Raw genomic sequence first — 20,671 nt, forward strand, 5'->3', positions numbered from 1 at the left:
TTCATGCGTATTTTTAAATAATTATTAACGAGAAACGCGTTTGCGCATTGCTTTTTTACGGTTTTCTTCGATCATTGCTTCTTTTTCGTCAATTGGATCGATCACTGTTTTTTTCACAGAAGCGACCAAACCAGCAACGGCAGCGGCTGTTGCCAGACTTCCTACTAATATTCCAGATACAAATTTTTTCATTGAATCCACCTCATTTATTATTTGTTATATCTATTATGGAACAAAAGAGAAAAAAAGGCTAGTTTTACGTTTGTTTGTAAACCTTTGCAAAAAATCCTTGAAAATGTTTACTAAATGTTTTATTATAAATTTACCATATGAATTTACGAAATTTTACTTTGTTTGTTTTCACCATAAAAGTAAACTTCGTTTTTTTAAATTATATAGAATCAACAAACACAATTTTACTAATCAAAGGAGTGTTTTTTATGACAATTTTAGTACTAGGCGGAGCCGGTTATATCGGTTCGCACGCTGTAGACCAGCTAGTTCAAAAGGGGTATCAAGTAGCTGTGGTAGATAATTTGCTCACAGGTCACAAACAAGCAGTACATCCAGATGCTCATTTTTATGAAGGAGACATCCGGGATAAAGAATTTCTACGTTCCGTATTTGAAAAGGAACCGATTGAAGGAGTAATCCATTTTGCTGCAAGCTCTTTAGTAGGAGAATCTGTCGAAAAACCATTGATGTATTTCAACAACAACGTATACGGTATGCAAATCTTACTTGAAGTCATGCACGAGTTCAATGTGAATAAAATCGTGTTCTCTTCTACTGCAGCAACTTACGGAGAACCAAAAGAGTCTCCAATCACAGAAGATACACCAGCTAATCCTAAAAATCCGTATGGTGAAAGTAAATTGATGATGGAAAAAATGATGAAGTGGTGTGACCAAGCATATGGCATGCGCTATGTCGCTTTGCGCTACTTCAATGTAGCCGGAGCAAAAGCAGATGCATCTATCGGAGAAGATCATACACCAGAAACGCATCTTGTCCCAATCATTTTACAAGTAGCTCTTGGTCAAAGAAAAGCCTTGGCTGTTTATGGAGACGATTATGATACACCAGATGGAACATGTATCAGAGATTATGTTCAAGTAGAAGATTTGATTGCTGCACATATTTTAGCTTTGGAATACTTGAAAGAAGGAAATGAAAGCAACTTCTTCAATTTAGGCAGCAGCAAAGGATACTCAGTCAAGGAAATGCTAGAAGCAGCTAGAGAAGTGACAGGAAAAGAAATTCCAGCAGAAATAGCACCAAGAAGAGCTGGAGATCCTAGCCGATTAGTCGCTTCAAGTGAAAAAGCGAGAGAGATTCTGGGCTGGAAACCTGAATACACAGATATCAAAGCAATTATCAAAACAGCATGGGATTGGCATGTCAGCCATCCAAATGGTTATGAAGAATAGGGGAATGAGATATGTCAATCAGTCAAACGATTTGTGATTTTGCCACACTTGCGATCGAAGCTGGCGGATGGATGGAAATGGACCGCTTATATTTACAGAATCGTCTTTTAGGGATGGTAGGAGAAGATGCTCTAGAAAGCATTGAAGTAAGACCAGTTAAGGAAGAATCTGTAGACTTATTGGATCAGCTTGTCGCTAAGGCAAGAGAAAATGGTGTTCTTTCAGAATTGCCAGCAGAACAAGAGATTTTTGAAGCGCAATTAATGGATTTTCTCACACCGCCACCTTCAGTCGTCAATGCATTCTTTGCACAGCACTATTCGAAAAGCCCAGAGGAAGCAACTGAGTATTTCTTTAATTTAAGTAAGAAAAATGACTACATCAAAACAAGAGCCATCGCAAAAAACATCAAATTTCCGGCAGAGTCGGAGTATGGTGAACTGGAAATCACAATCAATTTATCTAAGCCAGAAAAAGATCCAAAACAAATCGCAGCAGAACGCGAGGCGGTAAAAGTAGACTATCCTACCTGCATGCTTTGCATGGAAAACGAAGGATATAGAGGTCGCTTGAACTATCCAGCCCGCACCAATCACCGGATTATTCGAATGAATCTAGACGGTGAAAGCTGGGGATTCCAATATTCCCCTTATGCTTATTACAATGAACATTCGATTATTTTATCAGAACAACACCGCCCGATGAAAATCACAAAGGAAACATTTGCTAGACTGCTTCGGATTACTGAAGTCTTGCCTCATTACTTTGTTGGTTCGAATGCTGACTTACCAATTGTTGGAGGATCGATTCTTTCTCATGATCATTATCAGGCAGGACGTCATGAATTTCCTATGGCAAAAGCACCGATAGAAAAACTTATCAAATTAGAAGATTATCCGCAAGTCATCGCAGGAGTCGTGAAATGGCCGATGTCTGTGATCCGTTTGCAATCAACAGAGAAAAACTTGCTGATTGAAGCAGCTAACTCAGTATTGGAAAAGTGGAAAGCATATTCGGATGAAACAGTATCTATCAGAGCTTTTTCAGCAGATGGTACACCACACCATACGATTACGCCAATTGCACGAAGAAGGGACAATTACTTTGAGTTGGACCTTGTCCTTCGAGACAACAATGTTTCAGAAGAACATCCTGATGGGATTTTTCATCCACATAAAGATGTCCAACATATCAAAAAGGAGAACATTGGGTTGATCGAAGTAATGGGGCTTGCTGTTTTACCACCTCGTTTGAAACCAGAACTAGTAGAAGTAGAGCATTTCTTATTAGGAGAAGAAAACCAGATGGCTGAATATCATCGTCCGTGGGCAGAACAATTAAAAAAAGAACATCCTGATTTGACGAAAGATACGGTCACCGATGTCGTACAAAAATCTGTAGGTCAGGTTTTTGCACGTGTACTGGAAGACGCTGGAGTATTCAAGCGAGATGAAAAAGGACAGGCAGCGTTTGAACGATTTACTGCAATTTTATAAACGTAAAAAAGGAGGAGAGACAAATGGCAACAATTAAAGACATTGCGCAGTTGGCAGGAGTTTCTCCTGCTACTGTTTCAAGAGTTCTCAACTATGATCCTGATCTTTCCGTTGGCTTAGCCACAAAGCAAAAAATTTTTGAAGCAGCAGAACGCTTAAATTATACGAAACATCGTAAAAATGCAGCAAATACTAAGCAAACGCTTCGCCTGATCCAGTGGTACGACGATACGGAAGAGCTTGAAGATCTTTATTATTTATCTATTCGTCTAGGAATCGAAAAAAAGGCAGAAGAAGCAAACGTTACTTTATTGAAAGAAACGTGGGATTCCATTAGTGATCTTCCGACAGATGGAACGATCGCACTAGGAAAATTCGACGAAGCTCAGTTATTAGAAATGAAAGGATCCCAAAATGCCTTGCTTTTGGTAGATTCTGACGGCACTTCTCAAGGAATCGACTCTCTAGTTGTCGACTTTAAGTCAAGTGTTCAAAAAGTCATTGAACACTTTGTCTCCCATAAAGCGCAACATATCGCTATGCTTGCTGGAACAGAATATACGAAGAAAAACCATCAGCGGCTAAAAGATCCCAGAATTATGGCATTTCAACAAGTTTTGGCAGAAAAAGGCTACGACGAAGGTCTAATTATCGAAGCAGATTTTTCTGTCGAGTCAGGATATCAAGCAGTTAAGAAGTATTTAAAAACGAATCCGCATGTTCCTGATGCGCTTTTTGCAGCTAATGATGCATTAGCGATTGGCGCACTGAAAGCGATTCAAGAAAAAGGTTTAGTGGTACCAGAAGATATTTCTGTGATGGGCTTCAATGATGTCAGTGTAGCGAAATATGTAACGCCCTCTCTTTCTACTGTAAAAGTTTATACCGAATGGATGGGAGAGCTAGCAGTGGAGACGATTCTTCAATTAAGTAATTCCAAAGCACCGGTTTCAAGAAAGATTATTGTGGAAACAGAGTTGATTATTCGAGAATCAACGAAATAAAAGATGGAAAAGCTGTGGGGAAATGGAGTGATACCGCAGCTTTTTTGTGTTTCAGGAAGGGGCAAAATTTGCCCGCCAGCAGATAATCATGTATCATTGTACTAGTTTTGCCTTTGGTATTTTCATCCTCAGAATAAAAAAGTATGCTACAATGGAAGGCGAGAATGTCATAGCAGAAAGGATCAAATATATGATTACATTAGGAATAGATACTGCAAACCAAACTTTGGCGATCGGTGTGGTAGAAGACGAACAAATTCTTGGACAAATACAAACAAATATCAAACGCAACCACAGTGTAACACTGATGCCTGCAATCGACCAATTGTTTGCAGATCTTCAAATAAGTCCAAAAGACATTGACCGAATCGCGGTTTCTGATGGTCCCGGTTCTTATACAGGGCTTCGTATAGGTGTAACGACAGCAAAAACGATTGCTTATACATTAGATAAAGAGCTAGTAGGAGTATCTAGTCTGAAAACCATCGCGGCTAATTGCATCGGTGTGGATAAAATTATTGTGCCCATGTTTGATGCTCGAAGAAAAAATGTATACGCTGGGGCATACCGCTGGAAAGAAAATAGATTAGAAACTGTACTTGAAGATGTACATATTTCTGCTTCTGATTTGTTCACACAACTACAAAAGCTGAATGAAGCTATTTATTTCGTCGGGAGTGATTGTCACAAATTCTTCTCTGAAATAAAGGAGATATTGCCTAGTGCGATGATTAATACAGTTCCAGCATGGGATATTCCAAGTGGTGTAACTGTGGCTCAATTAGGTACTTTAGCTGAACCAGTTGCAGAGAAACAAGCTTTTCTTCCTCGCTATTTAAAACGAGTAGAAGCAGAAGAAAAATGGTTGGAGACGCACACACCTGGAGACGAAAGTTATGTTGAAAAAATTTAGAGCGTATGCCAGAAGCTTTTTTCAAGATAAAATGATTTATACAGAAAAAACAATCGAACAAATCGATCGTCGTTACGTACTAAGAGAATTGACTACAGAAGATATCAAAGAGCTGCTGGATGTCGAACGAGAAGTCTATAATGGCGAATTGCCATGGACAAAAAGTGCCTTTATATCAGAATTGAAGTCACCGCTTCCTCATCTATATCTAGGTATCTTTGATAATGGAAGAATGATTGGTTTTATCGGTTCAAGAGCGTTCGGTTTAGATTGCCATATCACGAATATTGCCGTTCGACCGGCATATCAGCGTAAACGAATCGGTTCGCTGCTTATTGACGAAATCGAGAACTTTGCTATAATGAATCGCTGTGAGACGATGTCATTAGAAGTGCGTATGAGTAATCAAGATGCACAAAGACTTTATCGGAAATTGGGGTTTCAAGCAACAACGATCAAAAAAAGATATTACACTGAAACAAAAGAAGATGCATTGGATATGATAAAACTTTTAGAAAATGAGTGAGATTAGTTGATTTGCAGAAAAAAAGATTTTGATGAAGCGTACTTGGCAGAATGCGTATGGGTGATTAGCGAAAATGCTTATCCACATGGTTCACCTTGGACGAAAATGCAGTTTTTGGCAGACATCCAACAGCCTCACTCTGATTATCTGCTTTTAGTTGAAGATAACCAGATCTGTGGCTTTATTGGATACTCGAAAGTAATAGATGAAGTCGAGATCACAAATATTGCTGTTGCAGTTTCAGAACAAGGAAAAGGGCATGCACGGCATTTGCTACAATTACTGATTACGGAACAAATAAAAGATTCGCTGCATGTTTTTTTAGAAGTACGTCTATCTAATGAAGCAGCAAGAAAACTTTATGAATCAGAAAAGTTTCGTATATTAGGTAAACGGAAATCATATTATCGCAATCCGACGGAAGATGCGATCATTATGAGCAGAAAGTTAAAAACGGAGACGATGAAATGAATGAAGAATTGATTCTGGCGATTGAATCAAGTTGTGATGAAACGAGTGTAGCGGTCGTTAGAAATGGAACAGAGATCTTATCTAACATCGTTGCTTCTCAAATAAACAGTCATAAACGTTTTGGTGGCGTAGTTCCTGAAGTAGCTAGCCGCCATCACGTAGAACAAATCACCTTATGCTTGGAAGATGCACTGGTAGAAGCTGGTGTGTCGGCAGAAGATTTATCGGCAGTCGCTGTCACTTATGGACCAGGACTTGTCGGCTCGTTGCTGATTGGTATTTCTGCAGCTAAGGCTTTTGCTTGGGCACACCAATTGCCGCTTATTCCTGTAAACCATATGGCAGGGCATATCTATGCAGCCCGTCTGGTTAAACCATTCCAGTTTCCATTGATGGCACTTCTTGTTAGCGGAGGACATACAGAATTAGTCTATATGCAAGAAGATGGATCATATGAAATCATTGGGGAGACAAGAGATGACGCAGCAGGAGAAGCTTATGACAAAGTTGGAAGAGTATTAGGTCTTTCTTACCCAAGCGGAAAAGAAATCGATCAGCTAGCTCATCAGGGAAAAGATAATTACCATTTTCCACGAGCGATGATCCATGAAGATAATTATGATTTCAGTTTTAGCGGATTAAAAAGTGCATTTATCAATTTGGTGCATAATGCACAACAGCGTGGAGAAGATCTAGACAAAAATGATTTAGCAGCTAGTTTTCAAGCAAGTGTGATCGATGTATTGATTACTAAAACACTTCGAGCTTGTCAAAATTATCCAGTCAAGCAACTGATTGTAGCTGGAGGTGTAGCGGCCAATCAAGGGTTGCGTAAAGGATTGCAGGATGCTTTGGCAACTAAACTCCCTGAGGTAGAACTAGTGATTCCCCCTCTTCGACTTTGTGGAGATAATGCTGCAATGATTGGAGCAGCAGCACATGTGGAAATGCAAAAAAGAAATTTTGCTAGCTATCAGTTGAATGCTGATCCAAGCTTGGTTTTATCTGAATAAAGAGGTTGTGAAAAATCTGCCCTGCATCAAGTAATAAGAACAGCCCAGAAAAAACGGCTTCTCATGTTTTTGACCTGGCTGTTCTTGTTACCGCGTATGCAAGCTTTTGAACGCCGTTTAATCAAGAGTTCGTAAGCCTGTCGTTTAACTCTGATTCACAAGGAACAATTTCAAAAAACAGCTCCTCATGTTTATGAACATTATGACTTGTGACCGAAGAGTTGACAGGTACACACCGTTTAATCGAAATAAGGGCTGTGACACGCTTTTGTCAAAGCCCTATTTTTTACAGCTTATTCATCATTATCCGTTCCTCTGATTGCCCTCACTGATTAATCGTTTATTGTCGAGGAATATCGAATAATCTAGGTCGGATGAGGACAAGACGCTTCCTCTAGTTAATCTATCAGTATTTTTTGCAAACAGTGAATATTACATAACTGAAACACACATAGAAAATCTTTGAGTCTTGCCCAGTGATCTAAAACTGCCGGATCTTTCAGAAGTTTTAGGGAGGAAAATAAGCAGTGACCCTGATATTTATCAGGGTCACTGCTTATTTTTGTTCGCGTTATTCTCTCATAGCTGGAGTAGTAGCTGTCTTACAGAAAGTAAAACGCTTTTTGTCATAATCTAACAGTCCGGAATCACGTAGTTGTTTGATTACTTGTCCAGCAGTTTCACGTGTCGTGCCGCTATTCACTGCTAATTCTTTTAAGGTGATCGGATAAGGAATGGTGATATGACCATCTTTTGTTGGTACGCCCAATTCTTCTTTCAAAATGAATAAATTTTGTTTTACCCGGTCAAAGGCGCTAGAGGTCAATCCGATTTGGATACGCAATTCATGTATTTCAACTACTTTAGAAATTTTTTGTATCATATAGATCAACTGTTCGGGATTTTTTCGTGCTAATTTTTCATAGTAGGAAACAGGAAGGTAGAATGTTTCAATATCAGTCATCGCTTGAGCTGTATAAGTGTAGGTCTCTTCTCCAAACATTCCTGACATAGGAAAAAGGTTATTTGTATTCACATAGTCATAGTAGTAATAAGTTGCACTTTCATCATAACGTTCTAAACGAACGAGTCCTTTGGTCAAGATATACAACCGTTGTCTGGGATCACCATCGTCGAAAAGGATCTGTCCTTTTTTATAAGAACGAAGAACAGTATGTTCCTTGATCTGTTGGAACTCTTCATCCGAGAAATGTTCAAAATCAGGTTGATATCTGAGTTTTGAAAAGTGAAAATCGATTTTATTAACACGCATTAAAAAGTCCTCTCCTTATTGTTCACTATATTTATTGTCACTTTTTTTAAAGAATTTGTAAAGTTTTAACATACCAACATTAGAAACAAGTTTTAATACTTTACAAATATAATTTGTTATTATGTAAAAAATATACAATGGTATTGAATAATTTGTTTTGAAGCGAATGATTTGTGTATAAAAAACAACAATAATACATATAGTAAACGCTAACAACGCTAATATAATTTATTTTTTTAATTTATTCAAAAAAATTTTTTCAATGAATAAATATTTTTTTGAAAGTGTATACAGAATAAAAAATGAATAAATTACGCTTAAAAATAGAAAAACGTTTAATTATTTAATTATCGAATATTAATGTGAGGAATGTCTCATTTTGAATGAGACAAAATTATGAAAGTGATTACAAAAGGAGGATATCCTATACATGTAATCAAAAAGAAGGAGGCAACACAACATGGATAAACCTATTCACGTTTTCTCTGAAATAGGGAAATTAAAGACAGTTTTACTGAAACGGCCTGGACAAGAAGTGGAAAATTTGACACCAGATATTATGGATCGTCTGTTGTTCGATGATATTCCATATCTTCCGATTGCTCAAGAAGAACATGACAACTTTGCAAAGACATTGCAAAATGAAGGCGTCGAGACTCTTTACTTGGAAAAATTAGCGGCAGAAGCGATTGACGCAGGCAATGTCAAAGAACAATTCTTGAATAAAATGTTGGATGAATCTCATATTGCATCGAATGCTGTAAGAGAGGGTCTTCATGAGTTCCTTCTATCAATGGAAACGCAAGAAATGGTAGATAAAATCATGGCTGGAGTTCGTACAAAAGATATTGAAGTACGTTCTAGCAGTCTATACGATCTGTCAGCAGACGATGACTATCCATTTTACATGGACCCAATGCCAAACTTGTACTTTACACGCGACCCTTCCGCATCAATGGGAAATGGGATGACAGTCAATAAGATGACTTTTGAAGCACGTCGTCGTGAATCGATGTTTACAGAATATATTTTGAAACATCATCCAAGATTTGCAAATAAAGGAATCGAAGTATGGTTGGATCGTGAAAATCCAGATCATATCGAAGGCGGAGACGAATTGATCTTAAGCGATAAAGTAGTAGCTGTTGGGATTTCTCAACGAACTAATGCGAAAGCTTTAGAAAAATTAGCACGCCACCTATTCGCAAAAAATTCAGGATTTGAAAAAGTGTTAGCAATCAAAATTCCAAACAACCGTGCAATGATGCATTTGGATACCGTATTTACAATGGTAGATCACGATAAATTCACTATCCATCCAGCAATTCAAAGTAAAGACGGTAAGATGGATGTCTTTACAATCGAACCAGATGGTGATGATATCAAGATTACTCATTCAGATAACTTACACGAAACGATGAAAGCTGCTCTTGGATTAGATGATCTTGTACTGATCCCAACTGGTAATGGAGATGAGATCGTTGCACCTCGAGAACAATGGAATGATGGATCAAACACATTGGCAATCGCTCCAGGTGTTGTAGTCACTTATAACCGAAATTATGTATCGAACGAATTGCTTCGTAGCTATGGCATCAAAGTGTTAGAAATCAATTCAAGTGAATTGTCACGAGGCCGTGGTGGTCCACGCTGCATGAGCCAACCACTTGTCCGTGAAGACTTGAAGTAATTTGTTTCCTGACGGCGGTCTTACTGTCAGCTGCCGTCGGGATTTCCTCTTTAATCTTAAATAAAAACAATCTAAAGGAGAATGTTTAATATGAAAGAATCAGTATTCCAAGGAAGAAGCTTATTAGCAGAAAAAGACTTTACAAAAGAAGAATTACAATATTTGATCGATTTTTCAGAACACTTGAAAGACTTGAAAAAACGTGGTATCCCACATCACTATCTAGAAGGAAAAAATATTGCGCTTTTATTTGAAAAAACATCTACACGTACTCGTTCTGCATTTACTACTGCAGCGATCGATCTAGGTGCACATCCTGAATATCTAGGTGCAAATGATATCCAATTAGGTAAAAAAGAATCCACAGAAGATACAGCTAAAGTACTAGGTCGTATGTTTGATGGAATCGAATTCCGTGGATTCAGTCAAAAAATGGTAGAGGAACTAGCAGAATTCTCTGGTGTTCCAGTTTGGAATGGCTTGACTGATGAATGGCATCCAACACAAATGATCGCTGACTTTTTAACTATCCAAGAAAACTTTGGAACAGTAGAAGGTATCACTGTTGCTTACTGCGGAGATGGTCGAAACAATATGGCTAACTCTTTATTAGTCACAGGTGCAATTTTAGGAGCGAATATGCGTATCGTTGCACCAAAAGAATTACAACCTGAAGAAGAAATCGTCAAAATGGCAGAAGGCTTTGCTGAAAAATCCGGTGCACAATTGATGATTACCGACGATGTTGATAAAGGTGTAGACGGAGCAGACGTCCTTTATTCTGATGTATGGGTATCAATGGGTGAAGAAGATAAATTCGAAGAACGTATCAAATTGTTGAAACCTTACCAAATCAATATGGAAATGGTAGAAAAAACACACAACACAGATCGTTTGATCTTCTTGCACTGCTTGCCAGCTTTCCATGATACAAACACTGTTTACGGTGAACAAATGAAAGAACGCTTTGGCATCACTGAAATGGAAGTAACAGATGAAGTCTTCCGCAGCAAATATGCTCGTCAATTTGACCAAGCAGAAAATCGTATGCACTCAATCAAAGCGATCATGGCAGCAACATTAGGTAACTTGTTTATCCCTCGCGTTTAAGCATAACCACATTCATCTCACGAAAAAACGAGTCAGCATTGAGGGAAAATCACAAAACGCTGGCTCGTTTTGTTATCTAGAAAATTCGGTAGAACTGAAGAAAGGACGAATGAAATGGCCAAACGAAAAGTAGTTGTCGCTTTAGGGGGTAATGCAATCTTGTCTACGGATGCAAGTGCAAAAGCCCAACAAGAAGCGTTAATGGAAACAGCAAAGTATTTAGTGAAATTTATCGAACAAGGAGATGAATTGATCATCTCCCACGGAAATGGTCCGCAAGTCGGTAACTTATTGATTCAGCAGCAAGCTGCTGATTCTGAGAAAACACCGGCAATGCCTTTAGATACATGTGTTGCAATGACAGAAGGATCTATCGGTTACTGGTTACAAAACGCCATGGGCGAAGTACTGAAGGAAAAAGGGATCGATAAAGATGTGGTTTCTTTAGTCACTCAAGTTATTGTGGATGAAAATGATCCTTCATTCAAAAATCCAAGTAAACCAGTCGGTCCATTCTACACGGAAGAAGAAGCCAAAGAACAAATGAATGCTGACTCCACTGTGACATTCAAAGAAGATGCTGGACGTGGATGGAGAAAAGTAGTCGCTTCCCCTAAACCCATCTCGATTAAAGAAGCACGTGTCATCGAAACGCTGGTCGATCAAGGAGTTATCACAGTCTCTGTTGGTGGCGGTGGGATTCCTGTTGTAGAAACAGCTACTGGATTAGAAGGACGAGAAGCCGTAATCGATAAAGATTTTGCTTCAGAAAAATTAGCCGAAATCATCGATGCGGATTTGCTGATCGTATTGACAGGAGTAGACAATGTGTATGTCAATTACCAAAAACCAGATCAAAAGAAATTAGAAACTGTTACTGTTTCAGAAATGAAACAATACATTGATGAAAAGCAATTTGCTCCAGGAAGCATGCTTCCGAAAGTAGAGGCAGCTATTGCATTTGTTGAAGCAAAACCAAACGCTAAGGCAATCATCACTTCTTTAGAAAATATCGAGAATCTTTTAGCTTCTGAAGAAGGAACGATTATCGTAGCTGATTAATTTGTTAAGTCTTTCGTATTTACGAAATGATTTATAGCTATCCAGGTGGTATTTCTTCTCCTTTAGGCCATCTGGATTGTTTTTTTATCAGAAACGACTAGCCTTTCGTTTTTTTTTCTGATATAATTCAAGAAAGTTTAATAAGACTAAGATTTGTTGAACAAGAGAGTACTTGTATCATTCTTGGCTAGCGAATTCGGAAGTGGTGGAAGCCGAATGAAGAAGATACAACGAAGCGCACTTGGAGAATTCTGTTTTAAACAGACGGTCGTCTACCGATATCAGATGGAGCTGGTCCTTTTTTAGGACAATTGGAGTGGTACCGCGGGAAATCTCGTCTCTAGTGATGGCATACTAAGTATGCCGTCGCTAGAGATTTTTTTTGTTTAACAATCAAGGGAGCACTTTAGGAGGAATAAAGATGAATAATAAAGATCTTGTCGCAAAAGCTGTCTATGACGCTGTCAAAGATGATTTAACACTGGAACAAGTCGAACAATTACTAGAAAATCCAAAATCAGCTGAACACGGAGATGTTGCATTTCCAGCCTTTTCATTAGCAAAAGTTTACCGAAAAGCGCCACAGCAAATCGCTGCAGATTTAGCAGAAAAAATCGATTCTGCCAACTTTGAAAAAATCGAAGTTGTCGGACCTTACTTGAACTTTTTCATGAATAAAGAACTTATCAGCAAAAAAGTTTTGCAAACAGTAGTGAAAGAAAAAGAACATTATGGGGATAGCAATATCGGGAATCAAGGAACAGTACCAATCGACATGTCTTCTCCTAATATTGCCAAACCAATCTCAATGGGACATTTGCGTTCGACAGTTATCGGTAATTCGATCGGTTTCATTATGGAAAAAATCGGTTATCAGCCAATCCGCATCAACCATTTAGGTGATTGGGGAACACAGTTTGGAAAACTGATCGTCGCTTACAAAAAATGGGGTACAGAAGAAGCTGTTAAAGCAGAACCAATCAATGAATTGCTTCGTTTATATGTCCAATTCCATGAAGTAGCTGAAACAGAACCAGAATTAAATGAAGAAGCTCGTGCTTGGTTCAAACGTCTGGAAGAAGGCGATGAAGAGGCTATTCAATTATGGCAATGGTTCCGTGATGAATCGATGAAAGAATTCAATAAAATCTATGATCTGCTGGAAGTACGTTTCGATTCGTTGAACGGTGAAGCTTTCTACAATGACAAGATGGATGAAATCGTCAAACTTTTAGAAGAAAAACATTTGCTGAACGAGGATAAAGGTGCAGAGATCGTTGACCTATCTGCTTATGACCTGAATCCAGCGTTGATTAAGAAGTCAGACGGTGCGACACTATACATTACACGTGACCTAGCTGCTGCATTGTACCGTAAACGTACTTACGACTTCAAACAATCTCTATATGTAGTAGGGAATGAACAAAGCTATCATTTTAAACAGTTGAAAGCTGTCTTGAAGGAAATGGGCTTTGACTGGTCTGACGACATGCACCATATTCCATTTGGTTTGATCACACAAGGTGGTAAAAAATTATCAACTCGTAAAGGAAAGATCGTCTTATTAGAAGAAGTATTAAATGAAGCAATCCAATCTGCTAAAGAACAAATCAGCGAGAAAAACCCTGATTTGGAAAACAAAGATGCTGTAGCTAAACAAGTTGGGGTTGGGGCAGTCATTTTCCACGATTTGAAAAACGATCGACTGAATACATTTGACTTTAACCTGGAAGAAGTTGTTCGATTTGAAGGAGAAACTGGACCTTATGTGCAATATACACATGCTCGTGCAGTCAGCCTGTTGGAAAAAGCAGGATTTGTCCCTTCAGAAACAGCAGACTATGCATTGAATGACGATACCAGCTGGGAAGTGGTTAAATTAGTTCAAAAATACCCTGAAACGGTCTTGTCTGCTGGGGAAAAATACGAACCGTCAGTGATTGCGAAACATGCAATCAAATTAGCACAAGCATTCAACAAATACTATGCTCATACGAAGATTTTAGCTGATGATGAACAAAAAGAAGCACGCTTAGCTCTAGTTTATGCAGTGACTGTATTATTGAAAGAAGACCTTCGTTTGCTAGGACTTCATGCACCAGATAAGATGTAGGAAAAAGAGAATGTGAAATCAGCATTCTGATCCGAGTATTAGAGAAACAAAAGAGAAAATAGCTTTTCAAATTTTATCGTTTTTTGAGCAAATACCGAGAGTCAGCTGAATGAACACCGTTTAGTGGAGAGGTTGTCTCTTAAACACTGTTTGTTTGCAAATAAGGGGACTGTGACAAAAGTCGTGTCACAGCTCCCTTTTTTTTTCGAATAAACGGTGTTCAAAAGCTTGCATCTGCGGTAATAAGCCCACCAAACAAAAAATATGAGGAGCTATTTTTGTTTGGCTGTTCTTATTACTTGATGCAGGACAGCTTTTTCACGACCTCTTATTTTGTATAAAAGTCATTCTGGATTCTTGTCAGCGTACAAAATGTATTTTGTTAACTCTTTTAAATTGTTTACACAAATATCAGCGCCGGCTTGTTGGAATCTAAGAGCAACAGAGTGTTTTAAACGATCTTTTTTCCCCATCTCTAATTTTTGGTACTCATCATAAGAAATCCCCATTAGCGAACTACCTTCAATTACACCTACTGTCAACACTCCGGCATTTTTCCCTTCCTGGATATCTGAGACCGTATCTCCGACTTTGATTACTTCATCAACCGACTTGTTTTTGAAGTACTGCATGTTTTTATGGATCATATAAGGAAACGGTCGACCATACCCTTCGACGTCTTCAGAAGTTGCTATGAAGTCTGGTGAATACCCTTCTTTTTTTGCGGTTTCTGCTACGATTGCCATCATAGGAGCAGTAAATCCAGTCGTGGAACCAATATTGATCCCAGCGTTTCTCAACCGTTCGATCGTTTCCAATGTGTCGGGTTTCAAGGTAGAATGCTTGACCAAATCTTTAAACAGATAATGTTCAAATTGTTGATACAATTCCTCCACCTCTTTTTCCTGAGGTAGTTGTCCATAAATAGCTATCCATTGTTTTTTGACAGAAGGGAGGGAAAGAAGCTGTTGGATATGATCCCATTTTAATTTTCCCATCGGTTCGCGGATTTCTTTGTCAGTCAGTTGGATTCCTTTTTCTAGAAAAGCATTTCTAAAAGCGTGGACAGGAGCCATACAGCCAAAGTCCACAGTTGTTCCTGCCCAATCAAAAATTACAGTTTTAATCATTAACGTTCTCCTTATAGTCTTTGATAATTGCTGTCAGTTCCAAAATATCTTCCGGATAGATCTCGCCAATATTTCCGATACGAAAACATTCATGATCGCTGATTTTCCCGGGATAGATCACAAATCCGTTTTGCTTTAAATACTGATAAAAATGATTAAAATCAAATCGCCAGTCCTTAGGGTAAAGAAAAGAGGTGATGAATGGCCCCTGATATTCTTGAATGAAAGGCTGGAACCCCATCTCTGTCATTTTTTGTCGTAGCACATGATTATTGGCGAGATAACGTGAATATCGAGTTTCGATTCCTCCTTCTGCCTCTAGTTCCTTCAGCGCTTGTTGAAAAGCCAAAACCGTATGGGTAGGGGAAGTGAAACGCCATTTGCCATTCTCGTTTTCCATCACGCGGTACTGGTCATATAGATCAAGTGACAAACTTCGGCTAACATTTTTTCGTTTTTCCAGTTCCGCTTTATTAGCAAGTACAAAAGAAAAGCCCGGAACACCTTGAATACATTTGTTTGAGCTGGAAATCAAAAAATCAATCCCTAGTTCGGCTACACGAATCGGTATCCCACCAAAGCTTGACATCGCGTCCACTATAAACAAAAGATCTCTTTCTTGTGTGACAGCAGCAATCTCTTCCAAATTATTCAAAATACCGGAAGTAGTCTCGCTATGGACCATTGCTAGTGCGGAGATAGACGGATTCTCTTCAATCAGCTGTGTAATCACATGAGCTTGGAGGATTTGATGTTCCGATACCTCATAAACGGTATAGTTCAGTTTCAGACATTCGCACATGTTGATCATTCGTTGTCCATATGCGCCGTTTGAACAAATCAGTACAGTATCTTCTGGCCTGATCACAGAACTTAATACCGATTCTACCCCGAAGGAGCCGCTACCTTGCATTAAGACCGTTGTGTATATTCCTTCCGATACTTGAGCAAGATCCAGTAATTTTTTTCTTATCCATTGTGTAATTTCTTTGTATTCTTGATCCCAAGTACAATGATCGATCAGCATAGCATTTTTCACTGTTTCAGAAGTCGTCAATGGTCCAGGAGTTAATAATTTATACATATGATTTCCTTTCATTTCTTTTTTAAAATACACAAAGAGCAAGAAGCTGCTCTTGTTAACATCCAATATAAATGATGATTATTGTGATTCAATCAAGGTGTTGAAAAATTTGAATAAAAAATGATGTATTTTTGTAAAGAGTGTAAAGGTTTATTTAATAAGGAAAATATTGAAAATAAAAAAACACGCATTCCATATTAGGAATACGTGCTCTGATTAAAAAAGTGATACTTCAGTTGGATGGTGAAGAAATTCTTCTACTCGTTTTGCGTCCTCCTCATTTTCCGAGATGACCATGATCGTATCGAATCCAGCAATTGTACTGACAATAGAGGGAGGTTTGATCTCATCTAAAACAGATGCAAATAAATGAGCATTGTCTGGCAAGGTATTGACGATTGTCAAAAAGTGGACTCGTTCGACTTTCAATACAATGTCTTCAATCATTTGAACCAGCCGATCCTCTTCCTCAGTCCTAGTCTCAGGAGTTCCTTTTTCGCGAAACAATACGAAGCGGGAAACGCCATTTTCATCAGGTGCCTTCACGATTTTTAGATCACGGATATCTCGAGAAATCGTTGCCTGCGTGGCGGTAACGCCATAATGCCCAAGTTTGTTTAATAGTTCTTCTTGCGTACGGATCGGGAATTCTTCAATGACTTGTTTAATCAGCAAATGTCTTTGAGCTTTGCGCATTTTCTTTCTCCTTTACGAAAGATTTCACATGTATCATAACAAAAAAAAGAAGGATTGCCCAATAATATTCGTCTTTTATACCTAAAATTATTTTATGGAAAAAGGATAATAAAGAAACAAAGAGAAATCTACTGTTTTTCTTGAATTCTTTTTATCTTTCAGGTAAACTATTGAATGTTGAGCAGAAAAGTATATTTGCTCTTGCGATACGGATCTTTTGTCTGTATAATAGCTGAGGGTGCTTTATGCATCAGCAAATCCACATTCTTATTGGATTGTCGGTAGGTGCTTGAAAAAGTTTGCCGGCAAGGTAGAAGATAAGAAGAGGAAAAATAAAACCAAATCGGAGGAAACAAACATGGCAGTAATTTCTATGAAACAATTACTAGAAGCCGGCGTACACTTTGGTCACCAAACTCGTCGCTGGAACCCAAAAATGAAGAAATATATCTTCACAGAAAGAAACGGAATCTACATCATTGACTTGCAAAAAACAGTTAAATTAGTAGATGCAGCTTATGATTACATGAAGAGCGTTGCTGAAGAAGGTGGCGTAGCATTATTCGTAGGTACAAAAAAACAAGCACAAGAAGCAATCAAAGAAGAAGCAACTCGTGCAGGACAATACTTCGTTAACCATCGTTGGTTAGGCGGAACATTGACAAACTGGGATACTATCCAAAAACGTATCAGCCGTTTGAAACAAATCAATGCAATGGAAGAAGATGGAACTTTTGAAGTTCTACCTAAAAAAGAAGTTGCTGGTTTGAACAAAGAACGTGAACGTCTTGAAAAATTCTTAGGCGGTATCGCTGATATGCCAAGAATCCCAGATGTAATGTACATCGTTGACCCACGTAAAGAACGTATTGCTGTTCAAGAAGCACACAAATTAAATATCCCAATCGTAGCTATGGTTGATACAAACTGCGATCCAGATGAAATCGACGTAGTAATCCCTTCAAACGACGATGCAATTCGTGCCGTTAAATTGATTACTTCAAAAATGGCTGATGCTTTCATCGAAGGAAACCAAGGTGAAGATCAAGTAGTTGAAGAAGATTTCACAGAAGAAAACACAGCAACGTCAATCGAAGAAATCGTAGATGTTGTTGAAGGCGACAATTCTTCAGCAGAATAATTTTGAATGATGGAGCTGTTTCAAAGGCTGGGCGACAAGCCTCACTCTCCTTTGAAGCAGCTTTTTTTAAAAAGAAAAACACACAGGAGGAGTTAAACATGGCAGACGTTACAGCTAAAATGGTAAAAGAACTACGCGAAATGACTGGCGTAGGAATGATGGATGCGAAAAAAGCATTAGTTGAAGTAGAAGGCGACATGGAAAAAGCAGTTGATCTTTTACGTGAAAAAGGAATGGCAAAGGCTGCGAAGAAAAATGACCGCATTGCAGCTGAAGGATTGGCTTCAGTTGCTGTGAAAGGTAACACTGCAGCAATCGTTGAAGTAAACTCAGAAACAGACTTTGTTTCTAAAAACGAAATGTTCCAAGATTTAGTAAAAGAAATTGCAGAACTTGTTGCTGAAAACAAACCAGCAGACATGGAAGCTGCAATGAAAATCAAAACAGATAAAGGTACAATTGAATCTGACTTGATCGAAGCAACTCAAGTTATCGGAGAAAAAATCAGCTTCCGTCGCTTTGAAGTTGTAGAAAAAGACGACAATGCTGCATTTGGTGGATACTTGCATATGGGCGGACGTATTGCCGTATTGACTGTTCTAGATGGAACAACTGACGAAACAGTTGCAAGAGACGTAGCTATGCACGTAGCAGCTATCAATCCTCGTTATGTAAACGAATCACAAATTCCAGAAGCTGAATTAGAACATGAAAAAACTGTTCTTACAGAACAAGCATTGAACGAAGGCAAACCAGCGAATATCGTTGAAAAAATGGTAGAAGGACGCTTGAAGAAATTCAAAGCAGAAATCGCTTTGGTGGACCAACCATTCGTTAAAGATCCTGATATGACTGTTGAAAAATACGTTGCATCAAAAGGCGCAACTGTTAAAACATTCGTACGTTTCGAAGTTGGCGAAGGTATCGAAAAACGCGAAGATAACTTTGTAGAAGAAGTTATGAGCCAAGTGAAAAAATAATTCTGTTGAATAACAGACGGGAACGCACGGTTTGTGCGCTCCCTTTTTTTAAGCAAAACAAGAAAAACCAGTCTTAGAGTGTCGAAATCATCTAAGTATGGTAAAATGGCAATAGAAAATATTGGAGGAATGAACATGGTCACACCGAAATATCAGCGTGTAGTCTTAAAATTGAGTGGAGAAGCTTTAGCTGGGGATGCAGGATTTGGAATCAAACCACCAGTAATCAAAGAAATCATCCAAGAAATCAAAGAAGTTCACGAGCTGGGCGTTGAAATGGCAATCGTTGTGGGCGGCGGAAATATCTGGCGCGGACAAATCGGAGCACAAATGGGCATGGAACGTGCTCAAGCTGATTACATGGGTATGTTAGCTACAGTTATGAATGCCTTAGCTTTACAGGATACGTTGGAAAACGTGGGTGTACCGACACGCGTGCAAACTTCGATTGAAATGCGTCAAATCGCAGAGCCATATATTCGCCGTAAAGCAGAACGTCATTTAGAAAAAGGACGGATCGTTATCTTTGCAGGCGGTACCGGCAACCCGTACTTCTCGACAGACACAACAGCAGCATTACGCGCGGCAGAAATCGGCGCAGATGTTATCCTGATGGCTAAAAACAATGTAGACGGTGTTTATTCTGCTGATCCGAAAGTAGATGCAAATGCAGTAAAATTTGAAGAACTGACTCATCTGGAAGTTATTGCCAAAGGATTACAAGTCATGGATTCAACTGCAAGTTCACTAAGCATGGATAATGATATTCCACTGCTTGTCTTCAATTTAAATGAACACGGAAATATTCGCCGTGCAATCTTAGGCGAAAATATCGGAACAACTGTAAGGGGGAAATAAAAATGGCAGATGCAATTATGACAGAAGCAAAAGAAAAAATGAAAAAAGCAGCACAAAATCTTCAACGTGAACTTGGGCAAATCCGCGCAGGCCGTGCGAACGCTAGCCTTTTGGACCGTATTACTGTGAACTACTACGGTGCGCCAACACCATTGAACCAAATGGCATCAATCCAAATTCCAGAAGCACGTGTTTTAATGATCACACCTTTTGACAAGAGCATTCTTCAAGATGTTGAAAAAGCTATTATGGCAAGTGATATCGGAATCAGTCCAACCAATGATGGAAATGTCATTCGCTTAGTTATCCCGCAACTGACAGAAGAACGCAGAAAAGAATTAGCTAAAGATGTTAAAAAAGAAGCAGAAAATGCAAAAATCGCGATTCGTAACATCCGTCGTGATGCGATCGATGAATATAAAAAACAACAAAAAAATGGTGATATTACCGAAGATGATTTGCGCGGATTAGAAAAAGACGTACAAACATTGACAGATAACAGCATCAAAGAAGTAGATAAGATCGCTGCTGATAAAGAAAAAGAATTATTGGAAGTTTAATAAAATCATAAAAACAGAGGGGCGGATCATTCCGCTTCCTCTGTTTTTATTTATATTTCTTTTATTTAAAAATTAAAAAAAGAAAAAATTATTCAGTTTTTAAATAAAAAAACAATGATTT

The 20,671-nt window shown here is 38.6% G+C and carries 20 protein-coding genes and 1 other annotated feature; of the genes, 15 read left to right on the forward strand and 5 right to left on the reverse strand.

Annotated features, from left to right (window positions below; translation table 11 throughout):
* Positions 1-24: 24 nt before the first annotated feature.
* Positions 25-192 (reverse strand): DUF3042 family protein, encoded by a 168-nt coding sequence (locus tag IGL70_RS05005; protein ID WP_002288457.1) that lies wholly within the window; start codon positions 190-192, stop codon positions 25-27.
* 248 nt (positions 193-440) lie between these two features.
* Between IGL70_RS05005 and galE the strand changes: the two genes are divergently transcribed.
* The 7 genes from galE (at position 441) to tsaD (ending at position 6,853) form a co-directional block, all read left to right on the forward strand.
* Entirely contained in the window at positions 441-1,430 is a 990-nt protein-coding gene (gene galE, locus IGL70_RS05010) for a UDP-glucose 4-epimerase GalE (RefSeq protein WP_002288452.1), read from the forward strand.
* An 11-nt stretch (positions 1,431-1,441) separates the two neighbouring features.
* On the forward strand, positions 1,442-2,926 hold the full coding sequence (gene galT / locus IGL70_RS05015) for a UDP-glucose--hexose-1-phosphate uridylyltransferase (protein ID WP_002288451.1): 1,485 nt from the start codon (positions 1,442-1,444) through the stop codon (positions 2,924-2,926).
* A 23-nt stretch (positions 2,927-2,949) separates the two neighbouring features.
* A complete protein-coding gene (locus IGL70_RS05020; protein ID WP_002317797.1) occupies positions 2,950-3,930 on the forward strand; it encodes a LacI family DNA-binding transcriptional regulator in 981 nt (326 codons plus the stop codon).
* A gap of 190 nt (positions 3,931-4,120) precedes the next feature.
* Entirely contained in the window at positions 4,121-4,843 is a 723-nt protein-coding gene (gene tsaB / locus IGL70_RS05025; protein WP_010728296.1) for a tRNA (adenosine(37)-N6)-threonylcarbamoyltransferase complex dimerization subunit type 1 TsaB, read from the forward strand.
* On the forward strand, positions 4,827-5,369 hold the full coding sequence (gene rimI, locus IGL70_RS05030; RefSeq protein WP_002293890.1) for a ribosomal protein S18-alanine N-acetyltransferase: 543 nt from the start codon (positions 4,827-4,829) through the stop codon (positions 5,367-5,369). Before tsaB ends, rimI (IGL70_RS05030) begins: the two co-directional genes overlap by 17 nt.
* Before the next feature lie 6 nt (positions 5,370-5,375).
* Positions 5,376-5,840, forward strand: coding sequence for a ribosomal protein S18-alanine N-acetyltransferase (gene rimI, locus IGL70_RS05035; RefSeq protein ID WP_002306425.1), 465 nt, complete (start codon positions 5,376-5,378; stop codon positions 5,838-5,840).
* On the forward strand, positions 5,837-6,853 hold the full coding sequence (tsaD, locus tag IGL70_RS05040) for a tRNA (adenosine(37)-N6)-threonylcarbamoyltransferase complex transferase subunit TsaD (protein WP_002306427.1): 1,017 nt from the start codon (positions 5,837-5,839) through the stop codon (positions 6,851-6,853). The genes rimI (IGL70_RS05035) and tsaD overlap by 4 nt, the downstream gene beginning before the upstream one ends.
* A gap of 571 nt (positions 6,854-7,424) precedes the next feature.
* On the opposite strand, the gene IGL70_RS05045 is transcribed toward tsaD, so the two are convergent.
* Positions 7,425-8,126, reverse strand: coding sequence for a Crp/Fnr family transcriptional regulator (locus IGL70_RS05045; protein ID WP_002288442.1), 702 nt, complete (start codon positions 8,124-8,126; stop codon positions 7,425-7,427).
* A 460-nt stretch (positions 8,127-8,586) separates the two neighbouring features.
* Between IGL70_RS05045 and arcA the strand changes: the two genes are divergently transcribed.
* The 4 genes from arcA (at position 8,587) to argS (ending at position 14,101) form a co-directional block, all read left to right on the forward strand.
* The gene (gene arcA, locus IGL70_RS05050; RefSeq protein WP_002288439.1) at positions 8,587-9,816 is read left to right on the forward strand and encodes an arginine deiminase; all 1,230 of its coding nucleotides are present in this window, start codon (positions 8,587-8,589) and stop codon (positions 9,814-9,816) included.
* Between the two features lie 90 nt (positions 9,817-9,906).
* Positions 9,907-10,926, forward strand: coding sequence for an ornithine carbamoyltransferase (gene argF, locus IGL70_RS05055; RefSeq protein WP_002288437.1), 1,020 nt, complete (start codon positions 9,907-9,909; stop codon positions 10,924-10,926).
* A gap of 114 nt (positions 10,927-11,040) precedes the next feature.
* Positions 11,041-11,988: a carbamate kinase gene (arcC, locus tag IGL70_RS05060; protein WP_002288434.1), complete on the forward strand. Its 948-nt coding sequence runs from the start codon at positions 11,041-11,043 to the stop codon at positions 11,986-11,988.
* A gap of 147 nt (positions 11,989-12,135) precedes the next feature.
* Positions 12,136-12,333 (forward strand) — a binding site (T-box leader).
* 76 nt (positions 12,334-12,409) lie between these two features.
* Complete coding sequence (gene argS, locus IGL70_RS05065; protein WP_002317792.1) at positions 12,410-14,101, forward strand: arginine--tRNA ligase; 1,692 nt, start codon at positions 12,410-12,412, stop codon at positions 14,099-14,101.
* A gap of 344 nt (positions 14,102-14,445) precedes the next feature.
* On the opposite strand, the gene phnX is transcribed toward argS, so the two are convergent.
* From phnX to IGL70_RS05080, 3 genes are all read right to left on the reverse strand, one after another.
* Entirely contained in the window at positions 14,446-15,231 is a 786-nt protein-coding gene (gene phnX, locus IGL70_RS05070) for a phosphonoacetaldehyde hydrolase (protein ID WP_002317791.1), read from the reverse strand.
* On the reverse strand, positions 15,224-16,315 hold the full coding sequence (gene phnW, locus IGL70_RS05075) for a 2-aminoethylphosphonate--pyruvate transaminase (RefSeq protein WP_002317790.1): 1,092 nt from the start codon (positions 16,313-16,315) through the stop codon (positions 15,224-15,226). Before phnW ends, phnX begins: the two co-directional genes overlap by 8 nt.
* Before the next feature lie 216 nt (positions 16,316-16,531).
* Positions 16,532-17,011 (reverse strand): arginine repressor, encoded by a 480-nt coding sequence (locus IGL70_RS05080; protein WP_002293881.1) that lies wholly within the window; start codon positions 17,009-17,011, stop codon positions 16,532-16,534.
* Between the two features lie 358 nt (positions 17,012-17,369).
* On the opposite strand from IGL70_RS05080, the gene rpsB reads away from it, so the two are divergent.
* The 4 genes from rpsB to frr all read left to right on the forward strand — a co-directional run bounded on the left by rpsB (position 17,370) and on the right by frr (position 20,550).
* The gene (rpsB, locus tag IGL70_RS05085) at positions 17,370-18,152 is read left to right on the forward strand and encodes a 30S ribosomal protein S2 (RefSeq protein ID WP_002293880.1); all 783 of its coding nucleotides are present in this window, start codon (positions 17,370-17,372) and stop codon (positions 18,150-18,152) included.
* A 98-nt stretch (positions 18,153-18,250) separates the two neighbouring features.
* Positions 18,251-19,132: a translation elongation factor Ts gene (tsf, locus tag IGL70_RS05090; protein WP_002293878.1), complete on the forward strand. Its 882-nt coding sequence runs from the start codon at positions 18,251-18,253 to the stop codon at positions 19,130-19,132.
* A gap of 135 nt (positions 19,133-19,267) precedes the next feature.
* Positions 19,268-19,990, forward strand: coding sequence for a UMP kinase (gene pyrH / locus IGL70_RS05095; RefSeq protein WP_002293877.1), 723 nt, complete (start codon positions 19,268-19,270; stop codon positions 19,988-19,990).
* 2 nt (positions 19,991-19,992) lie between these two features.
* Entirely contained in the window at positions 19,993-20,550 is a 558-nt protein-coding gene (gene frr / locus IGL70_RS05100; RefSeq protein WP_002293875.1) for a ribosome recycling factor, read from the forward strand.
* Positions 20,551-20,671: the final 121 nt, after the last annotated feature.

It is taken from the genome of Enterococcus sp. DIV0901a (genome assembly GCF_051711525.1).
Taxonomy (GTDB): Bacteria; Bacillota; Bacilli; order Lactobacillales; family Enterococcaceae; genus Enterococcus_B; species Enterococcus_B faecium.